Below are 18,019 nucleotides of genomic sequence, written 5' to 3' on the forward strand. Positions count from 1 at the left end.
ATCATCATGCGCATAGTCATTATGACGTGGAGCGCGACCATGTGCATGGCAGCCAAGACGAGCATCGTTGTCATCGCCGTCGTTCTCGAGACAGCCACGTTTGCCGACATGATCATGGTGCTCGGCAGGCTCATGGCGGGCAGCGGCGAGCAGATTGCAGTCCTGAAGCAGCAGATTTGACTCTCGCGCGCACAAGCGGCGAGCGAGTCATTCAGATCGAACGCGATATTCTGGCCAAGAACGATAGGATTGCGGCCGAGAACCGCGCGCGCTTCCTGACCGATGGTCTACTCGTATTCAATCTCGTCTCCAGCCCTGGTGCAGGTAAAACCTCACTGCTCGTCCGCGCGCTCGCGGAGCTCAAGCGGACGCATCTGGTTGGCGTGATCGAAGGCGACCAGCAGACGTCGAACGACGCCGAACGCATTCGCGCGACCGGCGTGCCCGCGATTCAAATCAATACCGGCAAGGGTTGTCATCTCGATGCTGAGATGGTCCGCCGCGCATATCGCCGCTTGCCGCCGCTCAAGCATGGTATTCTCTTCATCGAGAATGTCGGCAACCTGGTTTGTCCTGCGGCGTTCGATCTCGGCGAAGCCTGCAAGATCGTGATCTTCTCGACACCGGAGGGTGAAGACAAGCCGCTCAAGTATCCCGATATGTTTGCCGCATCGTCGCTGATGGTGATCAACAAGGTCGATCTGGAGCCGATGGTCGATTTTGACCGGCAACAGGCCACCGAATATGTGAGACGGATCAATCCAAAGATCGAAGTGATGAGTGTTTCGGCACGTAGCGGCGAAGGTGTTGCCGACCTCTGCGCCTGGATCCGGCGGCAGGCCGCGCATGGGCGCGATCTGGCCGAGGGCACGGCACGATGAGCGCGAATGGCAACGCGATCGGGCACCGAACGCGGCTGCGCGTGCGCATTAGCGGCGCCGTGCAGGGAGTTGGCTTTCGTCCGTACGTCTATCGTCTCGCCATCCGTTTCGGATTGTCAGGATTTGTTGCCAACGATTCCAAGGGCGTCATCGTCGAGATCGAAGGGGATCGTACATCGGAATTTGTCGCCGCATTGCCGCTTGAGAGGCCTTCATTGGCGCGCATCGATCACATCGCTATTGAAGGGATCGGCGCCCTTGCGACGAAAGACTTTTCGATCCGCAGCAGCGAGCTGGGCAAACCTGCGACGCGGATCGTGGCTGACGCTGCGACCTGTCGGCAATGTCTTGATGAATTGTTCAACCCGGCCAGCCGTCATTACCTCTATCCCTTCATCAATTGCTCGCACTGTGGCCCGCGCTACACCATCACCGAACGGCTGCCGTACGATCGCCGCAACACCACGATGAAGTCCTTTGCGCTGTGCGACAGCTGCGCGGCCGAATATGCCGATCCGGCAAGCCGTAGATTTTATGCGGAGGGGATCGCGTGTCCGAGATGCGGTCCTCAGCTCAGCCACGGGGTCGACACCATTGCAGCGGCCATCGCCGGCGGCCAAGTCGTGGCGATCAAGGGAATCGGAGGGTATCAGCTGATCTGCGACGCACGCAACCACGAGGTCGTGCAGCTTTTGCGCAGGAGGAAGCGGCGTGACCAGAAGCCGTTCGCGGTCATGGTCGGTTCCGCGGGACAGGTCGGTGAGATTGCCGACGCGAATGCGGCCGAACTTGCGCTGCTCGAATCCGTGTCCCGCCCGGTCGTTCTCCTGCCGTCGCGTAACAGTCTTGCGCCCGCAATAGCTCCGGGGCTGTCGCGTATTGGCGTCATGCTCCCGGTGGCTCCATTGCATCACCTGATCTTCCATGCGCTTCGTTCAGCAGTTCATGGGGAAAAATCTTCAGTCATCGTCAGCACCAGTGCCAATCTTGGCGGCGAACCGCTTCTGATTGATAATTCCGAGGCGCTGCAGCGCCTTGTGGGCATCGCAGATTTCATCGTGACCCACGATCGCGATATCCTGACGCGCGCCGATGATTCGGTCGTGCGGGTGGTGGCAGGACGACGCCAATTCATTCGTCGCGCCCGCGGCTACGTTCCGGACTCAATCCGCCTGGCGAGGTCGGTGCCGCCCATTCTTGCCGTCGGCGGTGCGCTAAAGTCGACAGTCACCATTACGCGAGGCGACGAAGCATTCGTTTCCCAGCATCTCGGCGATCTCGACACGAGCGAAGGCATCCGTTCTTTCGAAGAGACGATCCGGCACCTCACAACGACCCTTGACGTCAGGCCCGTTGTCATTGCCCATGATTTGCATCCCGACATGGCGTCGACCCGCTTTGCCGAAGCAAGCGGCTGCGCGCTGGTCGCCGTCCAGCATCATCACGCGCATGCCGCTGCTGTCATTGCAGAGCATGGCCTTACGGAGCCCGCGCTCGCCCTGCTGCTCGATGGCCACGGTTATGGCTCTGACGGTAGCAATTGGGGTGGCGAGCTATTGCTGTGCGAAGGCGCGAAATTTCGACGCATTGGACACCTTGCGCCCCTGCAAATGCCCGGCGGAGATCGTGCGGTCCGCGAGCCCTGGCGCATGGCGAGCGCTATATGTCATTCATTGGGGCGGGGACGCGAAATCAAACGTCGGTTTGCGGCACAGCCACAGGCCGAGCGTCTGCAATCATTGCTCGAACGACCCGGCGGCGTCACCACGACCAGCGCCGGGCGGCTGTTCGATGCCGCAGCAGCGCTTTTGGGCGTCGTGCCGTTGCAGAGCTACGAGGGCGAAGCTGCGATGAAGCTCGAGGCACATGTGCAGCGGCCGGCGGTGCTAGAGGGTGGCTGGATGATCGATGACGGCGTGCTGTCGCTTCGCCCGCTGTTTGCGCGCCTGATTGCAGACGACATTGACGCCGAGGAAGGAGCTGGCTTGTTTCATGGCACGTTTGCTGCCGCCTGCGTTGACTGGGTCGTGCGAGCTGCGCGGACGACCGGCATCGCCACCGTCGTGCTGAGCGGTGGCTGTTTCATGAATGCGGTGCTTGCGAACGAAATCGAGTACCGTTGCGTTGCGGCTGGCCTCACTCCGCTGGTCGCTCAGCAGGTTCCGCCCAATGACGGAGGCCTGAGCCTCGGGCAGGCCTGGATCGCTGCTCTGCAGATTGCCGAACGGTCGTCAGCCGTGGGAGGAATAGTCTGAAATGTGTCTCTCGGTACCTGCGGAGATCGCGCAAATTCTTCCAGACGACATGGCCATCGTCTCCGTCGATGGTGTCAGCATGGAAATATCAACCGCACTCATCGCCGATCCGGGTGTTGGAGACTACGTCCTCGTCCATGTCGGTTACGCCCTGGCCAGAATAGACGCGGCCGAAGCCAAGCGCACGCTGGAGCTGCTGCAGGACGTGGGTTCTGAGGGCCGGGAATTGCGGCCATGAAATATGTCGTTGAATTTCGCAATAAGACGATCGCGCAGGGGCTCGCCGGTGCGATTGGCGCCGAAGCCGATTTACGACGGGCCTACCGCTTCATGGAGTTCTGCGGCGGACATACGCATGCGATCTCCCGCTATGGCCTCGAGGATCTGCTGCCGGCAAATATCCGGTTGATCCACGGACCGGGGTGTCCCGTCTGTGTTCTCCCCGCCAGCCGGATCGACATGGCGATTAGGCTTGCGGACCGGACAGAGGTCACTGTGTGTGTTTACGGAGACCTGATGCGTGCCCCTGGCTCGCAAGGACAGTCCTTGTTACGGGCCAAGGCGCTCGGCGCTGACATTCGGATGGTCTACTCGACCCTTGATGCAATCCGGATTGCCGAACAGATGCCGAAACGCGAGGTGGTCTTCTTTGCCATCGGATTTGAGACCACGACACCGGCGACGGCGGTGATGGTTCGGCTTGCCAGGAAGAAGCGATTGAAGAATCTCAGCGTGTTCTGCAATCACGTGCTTACGCCTTCGGCGATGCACAGCATTCTGAAGAACCGCAACGCCCACGATATCGGTCGGGTCGAAATTCACGGCTTCGTCGGGCCCGCACATGTCAGCACCATCATCGGTACGGAGCCCTACGAATCCCTGGCGGAAGAGTTCGGCAAGCCAATCGTGATCGCGGGATTTGAACCGCTCGACGTGATGCAGGCGATCCTGATGCTGGTCCGGCAGGTGAACCAAGGCCGTCATGAGGTCGAGAACCAATACAGCCGCGCGGTGAAGCGCGAAGGCAACCGGCGGGCCAAGGAAGAAGTGCTCGATATTTTCGAACTTCGAGACCCGTTCGAATGGCGCGGCCTCGGGCTCGTACCCAATAGTGGGCTGAAGCTGAAGCAGGCTTACGCCCAATTCGATGCCGAAGTGCGGTTCTCGATGCACGAACTGCACGTCGCCGACAATCCGGTATGCGAGTGCTGCGCTATTCTGCGCGGCATGAAGAGGCCGGTTGACTGCAAGCTATTCGGAACCGCCTGCACGCCCGAAACCCCGATCGGGGCGTGCATGGTTTCGTCCGAAGGCGCCTGCGCGGCATATTGGACATACGGTCGTCTTCGCGACTATCAACCAAAGCGCGTATCACGAGAATGAACACCTATCACCGCAAGCTTGATATCAAGAATGGATGCGTCGACCTTTCCCATGGCTCGGGAGGACGCGCCATGGGGCAGCTGATCTCTAGCCTGTTTCACGAGGCCTTCGGCAATGAATGGCTCGACCGCTGCAACGATCAGTCGGCCTTTGATGTCAGCACCGGCCGGATGGTCATGACGACCGACGGCTATGTGGTTTCACCACTGTTCTTTCCGGGGGGCAATATCGGCTCTCTTGCGGTGCACGGCACCATCAATGACGTCGCGATGGCCGGCGCGCGTCCGCTCTATCTGTCGGCAAGTTTCATCATCGAGGAGGGGTTCCGCCTCTCTGACCTAAAGATGATTGCAGATTCGATGGGTGAGGCGGCGCGCGGCGCCGGCGTTTCCATCATCACGGGCGACACCAAAGTCGTCGAACGCGGCAAAGCGGATGGCCTGTTCATCACCACGACCGGGCTCGGTCGTCTCTCCGATGGACTTGATCTCTCCGCCGAAAAGGCAAGGGTGGGCGACCGTGTGCTGGTCTCGGGCTGTCTCGGCGAGCATGGTGTGGCGATCATGTCGAGACGCCAGAACCTCGCTTTTCAGACTGAGATCGTCTCGGATTCCGTGGCATTGCATGGCCTCGTGGCCGTCATGGTTGCTGCCGGCGGCAATGGTATCCGGGTCATGCGCGATCCGACGCGCGGTGGCCTGGCCGCAGCGCTCAACGAAATTGCTCATCAATCGAGGCTTGGATTCCGTCTGCAAGAGGAGGCCATTCCGCTGAAGCCAGCGGTTGCGGCCGCGTGCGAGCTCCTTGGACTTGATCCGCTCCATGTCGCCAACGAAGGCAAACTCGTTGCCATCGTGGCGCCCGACGTCGCCCGTTCCGTGCTTGCCGCGATGAAGGCGCATCCGCTTGGTTGCGATGCAGCTGATATTGGCGAGGCCATAGCTGACGATCATCGGTTCGTGCAGCTGTCGACCAGCTTTGGCGGCGGACGAATCATCGATTGGCTCTCCGGCGAACAATTGCCTCGCATATGCTGAGCAGTCGTCGTACGCATTTGGTGGCAAGGGCAGCCGCTCGTCAGCAACCGTTCCCCGGACACGTGCTCCCAGCGAATGTTTTCGGCGTCCCGCGCAAGTCCATAGTCGTGGTCCACCCATGTCGCACCGTCGAGAACGAGCCCCGCCGGCTCCTCATCACGCAGCGAGATGCAAAGCGCTCAACCCGTCTGGCCCTCGCCTGGCTTTGGAGTATCAAACCGTCTCCATGTCCAGGAGGTGACGTGCTGGCACGCTCTAAGATCGCTGTCGCCTGCTCAAGACGTTCAGCTTCTGCTGAGACCCAATTTGATGCGGCATCGGGGGCGGTTATGGGATGCGACCCGTTCATTGGCACTTGCCAGTGCGCGAGGACGCACCTTCGGAATCATCGAAACGAAGCGCCGCTTCTGTGCGAAAAGGCGCGCGACCGCGCTGGTCCGAAGCTTCGCAAAAGCTATCAGATTCGATTTGGTCGGCGTCCATTCGTTGAATCCTGCGCATCTGGACAAAAATCGCTGAAATCCTGCGCCATTTGCGCGGCTGCCTCACAATATCGCGGTGCTGTTCCGATTAGAAAAGCCGTCCAAGCGAGGAGATTGCAAATGAAGATCGGGGTCCCCAAGGAAATCAAGGCCCACGAATATCGTGTGGGATTGACCCCCGGCGCTGTCCGCGAATATGTGGCCGCCGGCCACAGTGTGGCGGTCGAGCGCGATGCCGGTGCTGGTATTGGTGCTACAGATGACAATTATCGCAAGGCTGGCGCCACGATTTTGGATTCCGCGCGTGAGGTATTCGCGTCGAGCGAGATGATCGTAAAGGTCAAGGAACCTCAGCCGTCCGAGTGGACGCAACTGCGAGAGAACCAGATCCTCTTCACGTACCTGCATCTGGCGCCAGATCCAGAGCAGGCCAATGGTCTTCTAAAGTCTGGGTGCACCGCTATCGCTTATGAGACCGTGACTGATACGCATGGCGGCTTGCCGTTGCTCGCGCCGATGAGCGAAGTCGCCGGCCGCCTCGCGATTGAAGCGGCTGGCAGCGCCCTGAGGCGATATGCAGGCGGACGCGGGCTGTTGATTGGTGGTGTGCCGGGCGTTCCGCCGGCCCGGATCGTGGTGATTGGGGGTGGCGTTGTTGGGACCCATGCGGCTCGCATGGCGGTTGGTTTAGGTGCCGAAGTCACCATTATTGACCGTTCAATCCCCCGGCTGCGCGAGCTGGATGAGCTCTTCGGGGGACGCGTTCGGACGAGGTTCTCGACGATCGACAGCGTCGAAGAAGAGGTATTGGCGGCGGATGTGGTCGTCGGCGCGGTGCTCATTCCCGGGGCCAGCGCGCCGAAACTGGTCAGCCGCAGCATGTTGGGTTCGATGCGCAAAGGCGCGGTGATCGTCGATGTCGCTATCGATCAGGGCGGCTGCTTTGAGACGTCACACCCAACCACCCACGCCGATCCAACTTACGAGGTCAATGGCGTCATTCACTATTGTGTGGCCAATATGCCTGGAGCCGTTCCACTGACCTCGAGCCAGGCGCTGAATAACGCGACGCTGCCATTTGGGTTGGCCCTCGCCAACAACGGTTTCGCAGCCGTGCTCGAAAATCCGCATCTTCGCGCAGGCCTCAATGTTTATCGGGGTCGGCTTACCTACAAGGCTGTAGCCGAAAGTCTCGGCTTGCCATTCTCACCGATCGAACAGGCTGCTGCCTGATCCCAGAGGCCCCATGGCGGGCGTTTCCTCCCTGACTTGGGCCACTCCTTTGGAGTGGCCTTTTTTTAGCCGTCGTCTTGGTCGCACCTTGTGGCGCGAGAGATTGGCGGGGTTCGCAGTTTCTTGAAGGAATCGGCTCGTGGCCATGTTTGACCATGTCCTCAAGTCGGACGTGGCGACGGGCCGCTTGGATGTGGTCGCGGAGACAGGACGAGGCCATGGTTCTCGAGGGATGACCAGACCCTGCCGGTCGAGGAGATGCCGGTACTGGGCGCGCGACGTTTGCGACGTTGCCTGGCGACACGGGTTGAACCGCAACAAGCGTTCACCTGGCGACGCGGGGCCTGCCAACGGCGGACAGCGCAGATTGACGGGCCGCGGCTTTTGCCGACCGTGCTAGACGAGCCGGCGCCAGCCGTAGGCCAAGATCGCAAGGCGCAGCAGTGCACGGTCAAGCCGGATTTCGGGTCTTGTCACTGGGCGGTGAATACTCCCCAAATATGGGCATCGAAAATTCCCTAGGTGGCATCCCAGCCTGAAGGGGCCGCGGCGCGTAGGCCCCACATACCGGAGCGCTGCGGCCCCTTCAGGCTTTCCGCATCCGATCCTGTCCCGAAGTGATTCGGGGGGCGGAACGGATGATCCAGCTTGGAGATCTCATCGTGATTTTGGACCTTCACCGTCAGGGCTTGTCGATTAGCGCGATTGCCCGGCGCACGGGGCGCGACCCGAAAACGATCCGCAAATACATCGCGCGTGGTCTCGAGCCACCCGCCTATGGCCCTCGCCAGGCTGGCCGGCCGAACAAACTCGCACCCTATCTGGACTATCTGCGCGAGCGCATCGCCGCATTCCCCGACTTGAGTGCCATCCGGTTAACGCGCGAGCTTCGCGAGCGTGGCTACACCGGCGCCTACACGGCCGTGAAACGCTTCGCGGCTGCGATCCGTCCCGACAACGCACCTAAACCCTTTGAGGTGCGATTTGAGACGCCTGCCGGGAAGCAGGCGCAAGTGGACTTTGCTCGCTTCGTGACCATCTTCACCGACGAGCCCGGTGTGACACGGATCATTTGGCTGTTCTCGATGGTGCTCGGCCATTCGCGGTTCATCTTCGCCCGCTTCGTCATGCATCAGGACCTGCAGACGCTGCTGCGCTGCCACATACAGGCTTTTGCGGTCATCGGCGGTGTCCCGATCGAGATCCTTTACGACCGCATGAAGACGCGTGACGGGCGAGGACGGCGATGGTCACATCGTCTATAACCGGTCGCTCCTGGCGCTCGCACAACATTACGGCTTCCATCCGAGGGTCTGCCGGCCGTACCGCGCCAAGACCAAGGGCAAGGTCGAGCGTCCGTTCAGCTACATCCGGCAGGACTTCTTCCTCGCGCGCAGCTTCCGCAATCTCGACGATCTCAACACCCAGCTCGATGACTGGCTCGCGACGGTTGCGAACGTACGCGTGCATGGCACCACGCAGAAAGTCGTCGCTGAGGCGTTTGCCGCCGAAAGACCCGAGCTGCAGGCGTTGCCGGCAGGGCCGTTCGACGCGCTGCTCAAACTCGAGCGCCGTGTCAGCCACGACGGGCTCGTGTCGATCGGCGGCAACTATTACAGCGTACCAGACCGTACGCGGCGCATTGTCGAAGTGCAGCAATTGCCTGATGTAATCCGCATTCTCGACCAAGGCGAAATCGTCGCCGTCCATCCCGTTCTGGAAGGCCGCCGGCGAACTCGCGTCGCCCCCGAGCATCGCCAGGCCGTCAACCGATCCAGGTCGCGACCTGGCGTGTCCGAAGCCCTCGTCGGTCGGGCCGGCGATCACATCCCACGACGGTCGTTGGAGTTTTACCAAGCTGTCGGCAAACGGCTCGCCCACTCGGGAGGCCGGCCATGACCATCCACACGCAACCGGCAGCGATCGACAGCGTCAAGAAAAGCCTGGTCGCACTCAGGATGCCACGTGCGCTGGAAATATTGGACACTACGCTGCGGCGAGTCGAACAGGGTGAGGTCACCTGGATTGAGGCGCTCGATCAGCTGCTTGTCGAGGAGCTGACGTTGCGCGACAATCGCCGTGTCAGCACCGCGCTGAGAATGTCTCGCCTGACCACCGTCAAAACGCTCGCCGGCTTCGACTTCGCATTCCAGCCCTCGCTCGATCGCAATCGCATCCTGGCGCTTGCCGAATTGAAGTTCATCGACCGCGCCGAGGTGGTCCATCTGCTTGGGCCACCCGGCACCGGCAAGAGCCATCTCGCGACGGCGCTCGCGGTCGAGGCCGTCAAGGCGGGAAAGAGCGTCGCGTTCGCCACGCTCGCCGACATCGTCACCACCCTCGCAAAAGCCGAACGCGAAGGCACTTTGCGCGAGCGCCTGCGGTTCCTCGCCCGCGCCTCCTCCTTGTCGTCGACGAGATCGGTTACCTCCCGGTCGTGCCCGGCGGCGGCAATCTGTTCTTCCAGTTGGTCAACGCCCGCTATGAAAAAGGCGCGATGATCCTCACTTCGAACCGCGGCTTCGCCGAATGGGGCGAGGTCTTTGGTGATGCCGTCGTCGCCACAGCATTGCTTGATCGCCTGCTTCACCACGCAGTTGTTATCCAAATCGAGGGATCGAGCTATCGGCTTCGCCAGCACGCTGCCCTCGTACCGGAAAACGTCCGCTCGCGCCCGCTCACAAACCCGCCGCAGCCCAAGCGCCGCGGCCGCCCACCCGGAAGGACCAATAACGATCCCGATAGCGGCTGATCCCCGAACCACAATCACCGTCACCTAGGGAAATTTGGAAGCCCATTCTTACGGAAAGTTCGCTGCCCGTTGACAGGTCTCGAGATTGAGGTCGACGGCATCACGATTCGGGTCGGTGGCGGTTCCGCCGCGGCAAGCATTGATGCCATTGTCCATGCGCTGAAGGCGCCCCGGTGATCGGGCCGTCCGGAGCCCAGCAAAGTCTTGATACTGCGATGGCGGGCTCGACTGACTGATGCTTTGCGCCGGCAAATCCGCGGAGCATCCACTGCGAATGGTTCGTTGGACTCATTCGTCGATTGGCGACTGGCGAGGTAGACGATCCACTTCCAACTGCGCAGGTTCATCGTCAAGCAATCGCAGAAGCTCTCCTTGAGGGAACTGCTCTGGATTGAAAGTAAGCTCTTCGGGATCGACGAAGAACGGCTGGGCAGGGGGATTGTCGCGTCGTCCGTGAAGCTCGTCATACAAGTCCTTTTCCAGTCGTAGAAGCTCATCTGATGGGACGGACACTGACGACGGAATGGAGTGATCATCCAGATGATCCAGCACTCGCTGAAGCTCCCCTTGCGAAATCTGCTCCGGATTGAACGCGACGTGCCCCTGGATGACAGCCGACGGTGCGGGTTGATCATCCCGCGGATCCTGGAGCTCATCTGCTTGCGCGGATTCATTATCGAGTAGTCGCCGAAGTTCTCCCGCAGGGAGCTGCTCTGGATTGAAAGCAAGCTCCTCTGGATCGACGAGGAACGGCTGGGCAGCGGGATTATCCCATTGTCCGTGAAGCTCGTCATGCAAGTCCGCTACCAGTCGCGGAAGCTCGTCTGGTCGGACGGAGACTGCTGACGGCGTGGGTTGATCATCGAGATGGTTCAGCACTCGCCGATGCTCTCCCTGAGAAGTCTGCTCTGGATCGAACGCGACGTGCCCGTGGGTGATGGCCGACGGGGCCGGCTGATCATCTCGTGGTTCCTGAGATTCCACTGGCCGACCGCCAGCTTCGCGCGATGCACTGTGCGCGGCGGTGGCGGCGTCGTCGACGCGCCTCGGTTCCATCGGGACCGCGTTCTCAGCGGCCACATTCAGGGCGTGAAGATTGAGCTTGGCGCGAGAACGGCCTGGGCGTACGACGGGCGCCACCCCGCCCGTCGATCGAAACGTCCGAAGATGCTCCAATGCCTTAAGGAGTCTCGCGTTATTACTCTTTCCGCTAAACTCCTGTACGTCAGCGCCATCGCTCAGCGACTTACTGTCGAGCCGCGCAATAATGCTCGGTTTGTTTTTTGCGAAGAGCCAACGGCTAAAGCCAAGAAGAGAGGTTACACAGCTCTTCGCCGCGGGGGCGGTCATTCCGGCCTTGATGAGGGCCTCCTCGAGCCTCAGGATGACGGGAAGATCCTCGGAATAAAGAGGCCGCTTGTCCCACTGTTCCCCTATAACGATCCCCGTTGGTTGAGCCAGCTGCCGCGCCGAGGCCGCCGTCATTGCTCCAGCACCGCGATCTGAATTGGCGATCTCGCCTACCTGTCGCTCAATGGCAACGCTTTGCGAATCGTTTGAGGTCCTCGGCCTCTTCGCTGGCCTCAACTCAGCTGCATCATGCTCATGGCTGATGATGACCTCCTCGCCTGGCAGGAGGTTTGTCCTGAAAGGTGCACCCATCGGCTCGTGCGGGGACTGCTGGCCGCTAGATGCGTCTACCGCTGGGGGGATCGTGCGCGGCCGCTCGCGGGAAACTAAATGGCCGGAATCATGATACGCACGAAGGATGCCTAACCCTGTCTTCATGCCTACGTCTTTCGAGAAGTGAGTGTTGACGTGATCGACCAGGGACTGGTGATCCCCTAGATCAATCATTTGGCCACGAGCGCGCAGATCATTCCCTAATCGACGAAGTGCCTGAGTATAAAGCCTAACCGTGTTCGGTTGTGGGTTCTTCTGAGCCGCATATCGAGCAATCGCCCTATCGATAAGGACCCGGTCTTCTGTAGACAGATGGGGATAATGGTCGCGGTCAGGGTACCGACGCGCGACGGGAGCGGGATGGCCATGATATGCACGAAGGACGCTCACCCCTACCTTCATGGCTTCGTTTTTCGAAAAGTAGGTGTTGACGTGATCGACCAGGGACTGGTGGTCCCCTAGATCAGTTGTTCGGCCGCGAGCGCGCAGATCATTTCCCAATCGCCGAAGCGCCTGAGTATAAAGCCTAACCGTGTTCGGTTGTGGGTTTTTCTGAGCCGCATATTGCCTAACCGCGCTATCGATAAGGTTCCAGTCTTCTGTAGACAGATGGGGATAGCGGTCACGGTCGGAGCCCCCACTGGCGATGGGAGTGGTATCGGCTTGGCTTGCCTCGGCCAAGTGCTGCTCAAAGCCCTCTTGCCCGGCCTGGCCCGCCCGTGGCTCCTCCGAGACGGCGTGCTGCACCTGCGACCAAGCCGGTACATCAAATGGATCAGAATTGTACGGGTCCACGCTAGTCTCACATCCAAATAATCAATAGAGCTGGTCCTTACTATGGATGAGCTTTCGAGAAGCTGACGAGGCCGTCGCTCGCGAAGCAATGCATCGCCACATCGCAGAAACAAGTCTGCGGCGCGGCACTCAATGGCCGCGGAGCGTTGTTTGCGTTTCAAGCCCCGTCTTGCCTCTCTCTACGTACTGCGGAATCCTCTCAAACAGGTCCTTCACGTACGAGAGCGGGAAGTTCGGGTCACGTGTCCTGCGCTGCAATCAGGATTGCCGCGCAGCATTCTGCCCGTCAGGTTCTCGACAGCTATCCCTCCTAGGGAGAAGTGTAAGTCTGTCCAGCCGGCGGAAGTGGATCGTAAATGAGAAACATCGGAGCGCTCCATTCTCGGGGTGCTTGGTGCGGCAAGTTGGGACCGTAATCACGGTTTGCTGGGTCCGACGTCAGGAACGCACTCTGAGCTGAACCCTCAAATGCCGGCGACGTCTCGCTCTAATCCAGGCGCATACGATCAGCGCTTTCCGGCGCTTCATCTTCGAAAGTGGGTACAGATGAACTTCGTCTCAATGAATCGGGGGCGTCAACAGACGGATAGCGTGGACACGCAAGATGTCGCTCCGGCCGACTCGTCGGCAGAGGGACCCGCCTTTCAGCGGCAGCTGAGCGAAGTCGCTGTCCCGTCCACTCGCGTGCTCACGCAGGTCCGCGCCCATCAAGCGGATGCATCGCGATCTGAGGCGCGGCCCGTCACGCGGGCAAGTGGGCGCCCATATACGCCGGCTCCGCACGGCGAAGGCAGTGGAACGACGCTGAATGCTGCGCCGCTCATGGAGCTGGACCGTATCGTGGATGGCACAGTCCAGCACAGCGCTTCGCATGGAGCTGTCGGCTGGCCAGAGGTTCTCCTTGCAGAAGGTCACGATCAGGACCAGCTTTGGGGGATCATGGACGAACCCCGCCCTTCGTTATCTCTGGAGCCAACCGAGCGCCGTCAGCCACCTGATGCACAAGCGAGCTTTCATCAGGTGAATTGGCAGCACAACCACCACAGCGCTGCGGACCGGCTGATGGGTGCGTCAGGCAGGAACAACTTCCTGTCGGACCAGGAGATCCTCGACGATGAGCATGAATCAGGCAATTCGAGAGCGAAGCGAGGCGCTGCCATTGAGCGGCAGCCGAATGAAATCGGCAATTTGCGGAGTCGCCTGCGAACGCAGTCCTGGGCCCATGAGGTTAGTGCATCATCATTGGACGCGCAGGCCATGATGGTGGCCAGTGGGCACGAAGACATCCCAGCACTGCATGCCGAAGAGGACGGGGCGATGCTGGGCGCCTCAGCGCTGCAGACCGGTCAGTCCAATGGGGTGATGGTAGGTCGCAGCGAGGAGCCGCTTTATGCCAAAGATGCGTTCCTTATTTCCGGGCTTAAGGAGGCGCTCCTCAGGGGTGGCGCTGCCGAGAGCACCGCTACGAGCAACATCGGGTTTCTGCTCGGTTTGGGCCGCTGGCTATTTGCGAACGACAAGCCTAGCATTGCTGATCGGCTTCATGACGAGTCCATGGACGAAGATGTCGAGGAGTTCATAGCAAGACGTGGCACGGTGAACGTCCGTTGGGCACTAGCTCATCTGCGGACCTCTCAGTCGACGGGAGGAGTCGCGCCGATCGCGGCACGCCCTGACCTGACTCCCTATCCCGAGGACAGGACTCTCATCAAAGAGTACAAACAACGAGCAGCGTCGGCCGGAACTTCGAGTACCGCCCAAACCTATGCAACTCTTCTCACGGATTTCAGCCACCACCTGCGTGCAAACAACCTGCCGGGCATTGCTGCTCGGCTTCTCGACGAGACATGGAATGAAGACGAATCACTAAATGAAGAGATCAAGCGCTACAAGGACGCCGGTGGTCACAGAAGTATCGGCGCGGCACTTGATCATCTCCGTGAGGGAGCGAGAAAACCCAACGTTGCTCCTCTTTATTCCGAAGACGCGCTCTTGGTTTCCGGCCTTCAAGGCGCACTCGTTGAGGCAGGGTACAAGAAGATCACCGCTACGGCGAATTATGTTCGTCCTCTTCGCAGGTTCGGCCGGTGGCTCTTTGCAAACAAGAAGCCGGGAATAGCTGCTCGTCTTCACGACAAGTCGCTGGACAGCGACGCTGAGATATTCGACAAAAGTCGAAGGCGGCTCGTTCTTACCGCACTAGATCGTCTCCGGGCCTCCCAGTCGGCAGGCGGAGTCGCGTCAATCACTGACCGGGCAGGGGGGAGTGAGGCCGCGACTAAGCAGGGCGGGTCGCAGCCAGCGTTCAGCTGGCCAGCGGCACTGTCTGAGGGGGACGATCAGGATTTATTTTTTGGGACGGTCGACCAAGCCGGTGCATTGTCCTGTCTTCAGCCGCCGCGACATGGCCTGGCATTGGACCCTGCAGAATCCCTTCTTCCCTCGAACGGGCGCCACCATGATCACGAGCCGACGGATGAACGTCACACGAGCACCGTCGTGCCTGGCGAGCAGGTTCTCATGAGCGATGAGCCTGATGTCGGGAACTTGAGATCAGCGAAGAGAAAGAAGACGCTAAGCGGTCCGCAGGGCGCCGCTGTTGAGCAGCAGGTGATGCGGCCGCCATCCCACCAACTGGAGGCGTCACCATCGCAGAGGCAGGCTCGGATGCCATGGCGTGCGCACGAATACGCCCCGCCGGCACATCCAGTCGCGAGGCATGTCGGAGACATGGCTTGGCAGCACAACCCATTGGGTGACGCCGTGAGGCCATTGGTCTTCTCGAAAGGGCACGCTCAGAATAAGCTTCCGGTAGTGCTGGAAGGCGGCCCATCATGGTCCGCCTTAGTCCCGCTGGCGCGGCCCCGGGAGTCGGAACAAGTCGGATCGCAGGAACCCGCCAGGTCTACCTCAACCGGGGCACTGCAGATGCCACTCGAACTTGATTGGAGCAAGTGGCCGAGCTCGGAAACTCCGCCCTCCTTGCCTGTCCCAGCTCAGCTTCCGTCCAGGTCGTACCACTTGCATGATGATGCCATCGTTCCGAGCACGCCCAACACGTTTGCGTCCGAAAGCCTGCGGGCGCCGGACCAGCCGATCGCCGAGCAAATGCCAGCCGAAGACGCGGAGCTCTTGGCGAAGTTTCGTTTAGACGCCGAGCGGCGCAAGCTCACACCAGGGGCGATCGGTAACAGCGTTTCCGGACTTGGGGTGTTCATTCGATTTCTCCACGCGATTAATAAGGGACCTTTAGCTTCCCGGTTGCGAGGCGGTTCATCACTGGACGAAGAGATTTCGGTATACAAGAGCCTGGGGCGAGACTCTCGGAACAGCATTAAATCGACTTTGAATGTTCTCCGGCGGCTCTTGCGTGGGGGCGAAGAGGCCGAAGCCGTCGAACCCCGTGTCCTTGGTCGGCCCCGTCAACTGATCCCTCATCCCGAAGACGCCCCGCTCATCGAGGCCGCGCTCTGCCAAAGCTTGAACGATCTTAGAACCCCGACTACGAAGCTGAGGCAGGCTGCGCAGCAACGGGCTAGACGTCTTCGTGCGCTGAGTGCATGGCTTAAAAAAAATGGCAGGGGAACCATAACTGGGAGACTTAACGGCTCTAGTGAGGAGCAGTTAAAGCTGGACAACGATGTATTTGCGTTCCAACGGACTGGAGCCAGAATTCACGGCCCAGATTTGTCGTATCTTCGCAACTACTTAAAACTCATCGAGGCGAACCGAGAGCTGGGGCTGCAAGTCCGCGAGCAGCCGAGCTCGCAGGGCGCTCGGCAGTCCGGCTCGGCGCAGGAGCTTCCTCCGACGCCAGCCACCCCGAGCGTGGGAGCTTGGGCTTGGTTGGGGGAGCAGATGCAAGAACCAGCATCACCATCAACTGCCAGTGCCCCGTCACGGACCTACGGCGGTCTTGATCCATTTATTGATCTGAATGCGCCGACGCCGTCCGAGTTGCGCGACGATACTCACTTTGCGCCAGCGCCCTCTGCCGGGCCTCGCTCAGACACCTATGGCGGTCTTGAGTCATTAGTTGATCTGAATGCGCCGACACCGTCCGAACTGCGCGACGATGCTCACTTTGCGTCAGCGCCCTCTGCCAGGCCTCGCTCAGACACCTATGGCGGTCTTGAGTCATTTGTTGATCTGAATGCGCCGACGCCGTCCGAACTGCGCGACGATGCTCACTTTGGGCCAGCGCATCTTGCCAGGGCTCGTTCAGACACCTATGGTGGTCTTGAGCCATTTGTTGATCTGAATGCGCCGACGCCGTCCGAAGTGCGCGACGATGCTCACTTTGCGCCGGTGCATCTTGCCGTGGCTCGCTCAGACACTTACGGCGGTCTTGAGTCATTTGTTGATCTGAATGCGCCGACGCCGTCCGAGTTGCGCGACGATGCTCACTTTGCGCCGGCGCCCTCTGCCAGAGCTCGCTCAGACACTTACGGCGGCCTTGAGCCATTTGTTGATCTGAATACGCCGACGGCGTCCGACTTGCACGACGATGCTCACTTTGCGCCAGCGCACCCCGTCAGGGCTCGCTCAGACACCTACGCCGGCCTTGAGTCATTTATTGATCTGGATGCGCCTACGCCGCAGGAGCTGCGTCGTGATGACGCTCATCATGCGCCGTTCCCGCGCACATCCGCCGATGCTCAGATCGGAGCTTTGGATCCGACAACCTCCTCTCACGGCCGAAGCGGAGTAGAGCTCGGCGCCACCGAATGGCTGGGCGACGAGCATATTCAAAGGGATTACGAGCTCCTGGCGCAGGAGTTGCAGATGGACCATCCGGAGCTCGCCGCTCGGACGCAGTTCGTGGATCCCCTCATAGCCCACTATCAACTGCGATTCGGCACCGCGAGCGACATGCACCGCGCAATCCGGCGCATCGTCTACGATCCGAATGGAAATGATACCGCCGACTTCGTGTTCCTGCCCGTGAACGATGCTACGGCTCCCAATCGCCGCGGCAACCATTGGTCGCTGCTGCTCCTTGATCGCCGCACGCGAGGAGAGCCGGTTGCCTATCACTACGACTCTGTCCGGCGACACAACGACGAGGCGGCAGAGCAGCTCGCACGACGGCTGCGCGCCCGCCTGGCGTCACCCGGCATGGCCCAGCAGCGGAATAGCTATGATTGCGGCCTCTTTTTGGTGGACGGCACGCGGGCGCTGGTTCGACGATTGGCCCAAGGAGAGCAGCCAGGGCACGAGCCGATGCACCTTGACGACCTCGTCATCAACCGGCAGTCGCTCCAGGACCGACTTCGATCTCATCCTGGCTTGGGCTGATGGAACTGGGTGGAGCGGCTCTCCCGGACACTAGACCGTGGGCCTCGCCTGAGCGAGCGGATCAGGGCAACGTCTCGCAGCGCTGTTAGATCAGGCCGGTCCAGCGGGCGAGATGCGCGATCTTTGGATCGTTGGAAAGCTAGCGAGAAACATGCGCGCATCAAGGTGAGCAGGGACTCAGGAGTTCCACGCTCGGTCCCAAGTGACGCAGCAATCCGGC

The 18,019-nt window shown here is 60.5% G+C and carries 9 protein-coding genes and 2 pseudogenes; 10 read left to right on the forward strand and 1 reads right to left on the reverse strand.

Annotation, left to right across the window (positions count from 1 at the left end; genetic code table 11):
- Window positions 1-45 precede the first annotated feature (45 nt).
- The 9 genes and pseudogenes from P6U25_RS08665 (at window position 46) to istB (ending at window position 10,023) form a co-directional block, all read left to right on the forward strand.
- A complete protein-coding gene (locus P6U25_RS08665) occupies window positions 46-180 on the forward strand; it encodes a hypothetical protein (protein ID WP_348637528.1) in 135 nt (44 codons plus the stop codon).
- Complete coding sequence (gene hypB, locus P6U25_RS08670; RefSeq protein WP_348637527.1) at window positions 177-881, forward strand: hydrogenase nickel incorporation protein HypB; 705 nt, start codon at window positions 177-179, stop codon at window positions 879-881. Before P6U25_RS08665 ends, hypB begins: the two co-directional genes overlap by 4 nt.
- Window positions 878-3,136 carry a carbamoyltransferase HypF gene (hypF, locus tag P6U25_RS08675; RefSeq protein ID WP_280980802.1) on the forward strand — a complete coding sequence of 753 codons (2,259 nt, stop codon included), beginning with the start codon at window positions 878-880 and terminating at the stop codon, window positions 3,134-3,136. The genes hypB and hypF overlap by 4 nt, the downstream gene beginning before the upstream one ends.
- Window positions 3,137-3,185: 49 nt before the next feature.
- Entirely contained in the window at window positions 3,186-3,374 is a 189-nt protein-coding gene (locus tag P6U25_RS08680; protein ID WP_348638232.1) for a HypC/HybG/HupF family hydrogenase formation chaperone, read from the forward strand.
- Window positions 3,371-4,519, forward strand: coding sequence for a hydrogenase formation protein HypD (gene hypD, locus P6U25_RS08685; protein WP_280973470.1), 1,149 nt, complete (start codon window positions 3,371-3,373; stop codon window positions 4,517-4,519). The genes P6U25_RS08680 and hypD overlap by 4 nt, the downstream gene beginning before the upstream one ends.
- Complete coding sequence (hypE, locus tag P6U25_RS08690; RefSeq protein WP_280973468.1) at window positions 4,516-5,556, forward strand: hydrogenase expression/formation protein HypE; 1,041 nt, start codon at window positions 4,516-4,518, stop codon at window positions 5,554-5,556. The genes hypD and hypE overlap by 4 nt, the downstream gene beginning before the upstream one ends.
- 602 nt (window positions 5,557-6,158) lie before the next feature.
- Window positions 6,159-7,271, forward strand: a complete 1,113-nt coding sequence (gene ald, locus P6U25_RS08695; RefSeq protein ID WP_280973467.1) for an alanine dehydrogenase — start codon at window positions 6,159-6,161, stop codon at window positions 7,269-7,271.
- A 638-nt stretch (window positions 7,272-7,909) separates the two neighbouring features.
- Window positions 7,910-9,170: pseudogene (gene istA, locus P6U25_RS08700) on the forward strand (IS21 family transposase).
- Between the two features lie 59 nt (window positions 9,171-9,229).
- Window positions 9,230-10,023, forward strand: a pseudogene (gene istB / locus P6U25_RS08705) (IS21-like element helper ATPase IstB).
- Between the two features lie 288 nt (window positions 10,024-10,311).
- Here the strand turns inward: istB and P6U25_RS08710 are convergent.
- Entirely contained in the window at window positions 10,312-12,501 is a 2,190-nt protein-coding gene (locus tag P6U25_RS08710; RefSeq protein ID WP_407151039.1) for a hypothetical protein, read from the reverse strand.
- A gap of 840 nt (window positions 12,502-13,341) precedes the next feature.
- Here P6U25_RS08710 and P6U25_RS08715 point away from each other — a divergent pair.
- Window positions 13,342-17,799: a Ulp1 family isopeptidase gene (locus P6U25_RS08715; protein ID WP_407151040.1), complete on the forward strand. Its 4,458-nt coding sequence runs from the start codon at window positions 13,342-13,344 to the stop codon at window positions 17,797-17,799.
- Window positions 17,800-18,019 lie beyond the last annotated feature (220 nt).

The sequence above is a fragment of the Bradyrhizobium sp. ORS 86 genome, assembly GCF_045571475.1.
GTDB lineage: Bacteria > Pseudomonadota > Alphaproteobacteria > Rhizobiales > Xanthobacteraceae > Bradyrhizobium.

Coding starts and splice junctions, on each gene's coding strand:
- hypE (WP_280973468.1), top strand. CDS start 4,516: ATGAACACCTATCACCGCAAGCTTGATATCAAGAATGGATGCGTCGAC.
- hypF (WP_280980802.1), top strand. CDS start 878: ATGAGCGCGAATGGCAACGCGATCGGGCACCGAACGCGGCTGCGCGTG.
- P6U25_RS08680 (WP_348638232.1), top strand. CDS start 3,186: ATGGCCATCGTCTCCGTCGATGGTGTCAGCATGGAAATATCAACCGCA.
- hypD (WP_280973470.1), top strand. CDS start 3,371: ATGAAATATGTCGTTGAATTTCGCAATAAGACGATCGCGCAGGGGCTC.
- ald (WP_280973467.1), top strand. CDS start 6,159: ATGAAGATCGGGGTCCCCAAGGAAATCAAGGCCCACGAATATCGTGTG.
- P6U25_RS08665 (WP_348637528.1), top strand. CDS start 46: ATGGCAGCCAAGACGAGCATCGTTGTCATCGCCGTCGTTCTCGAGACA.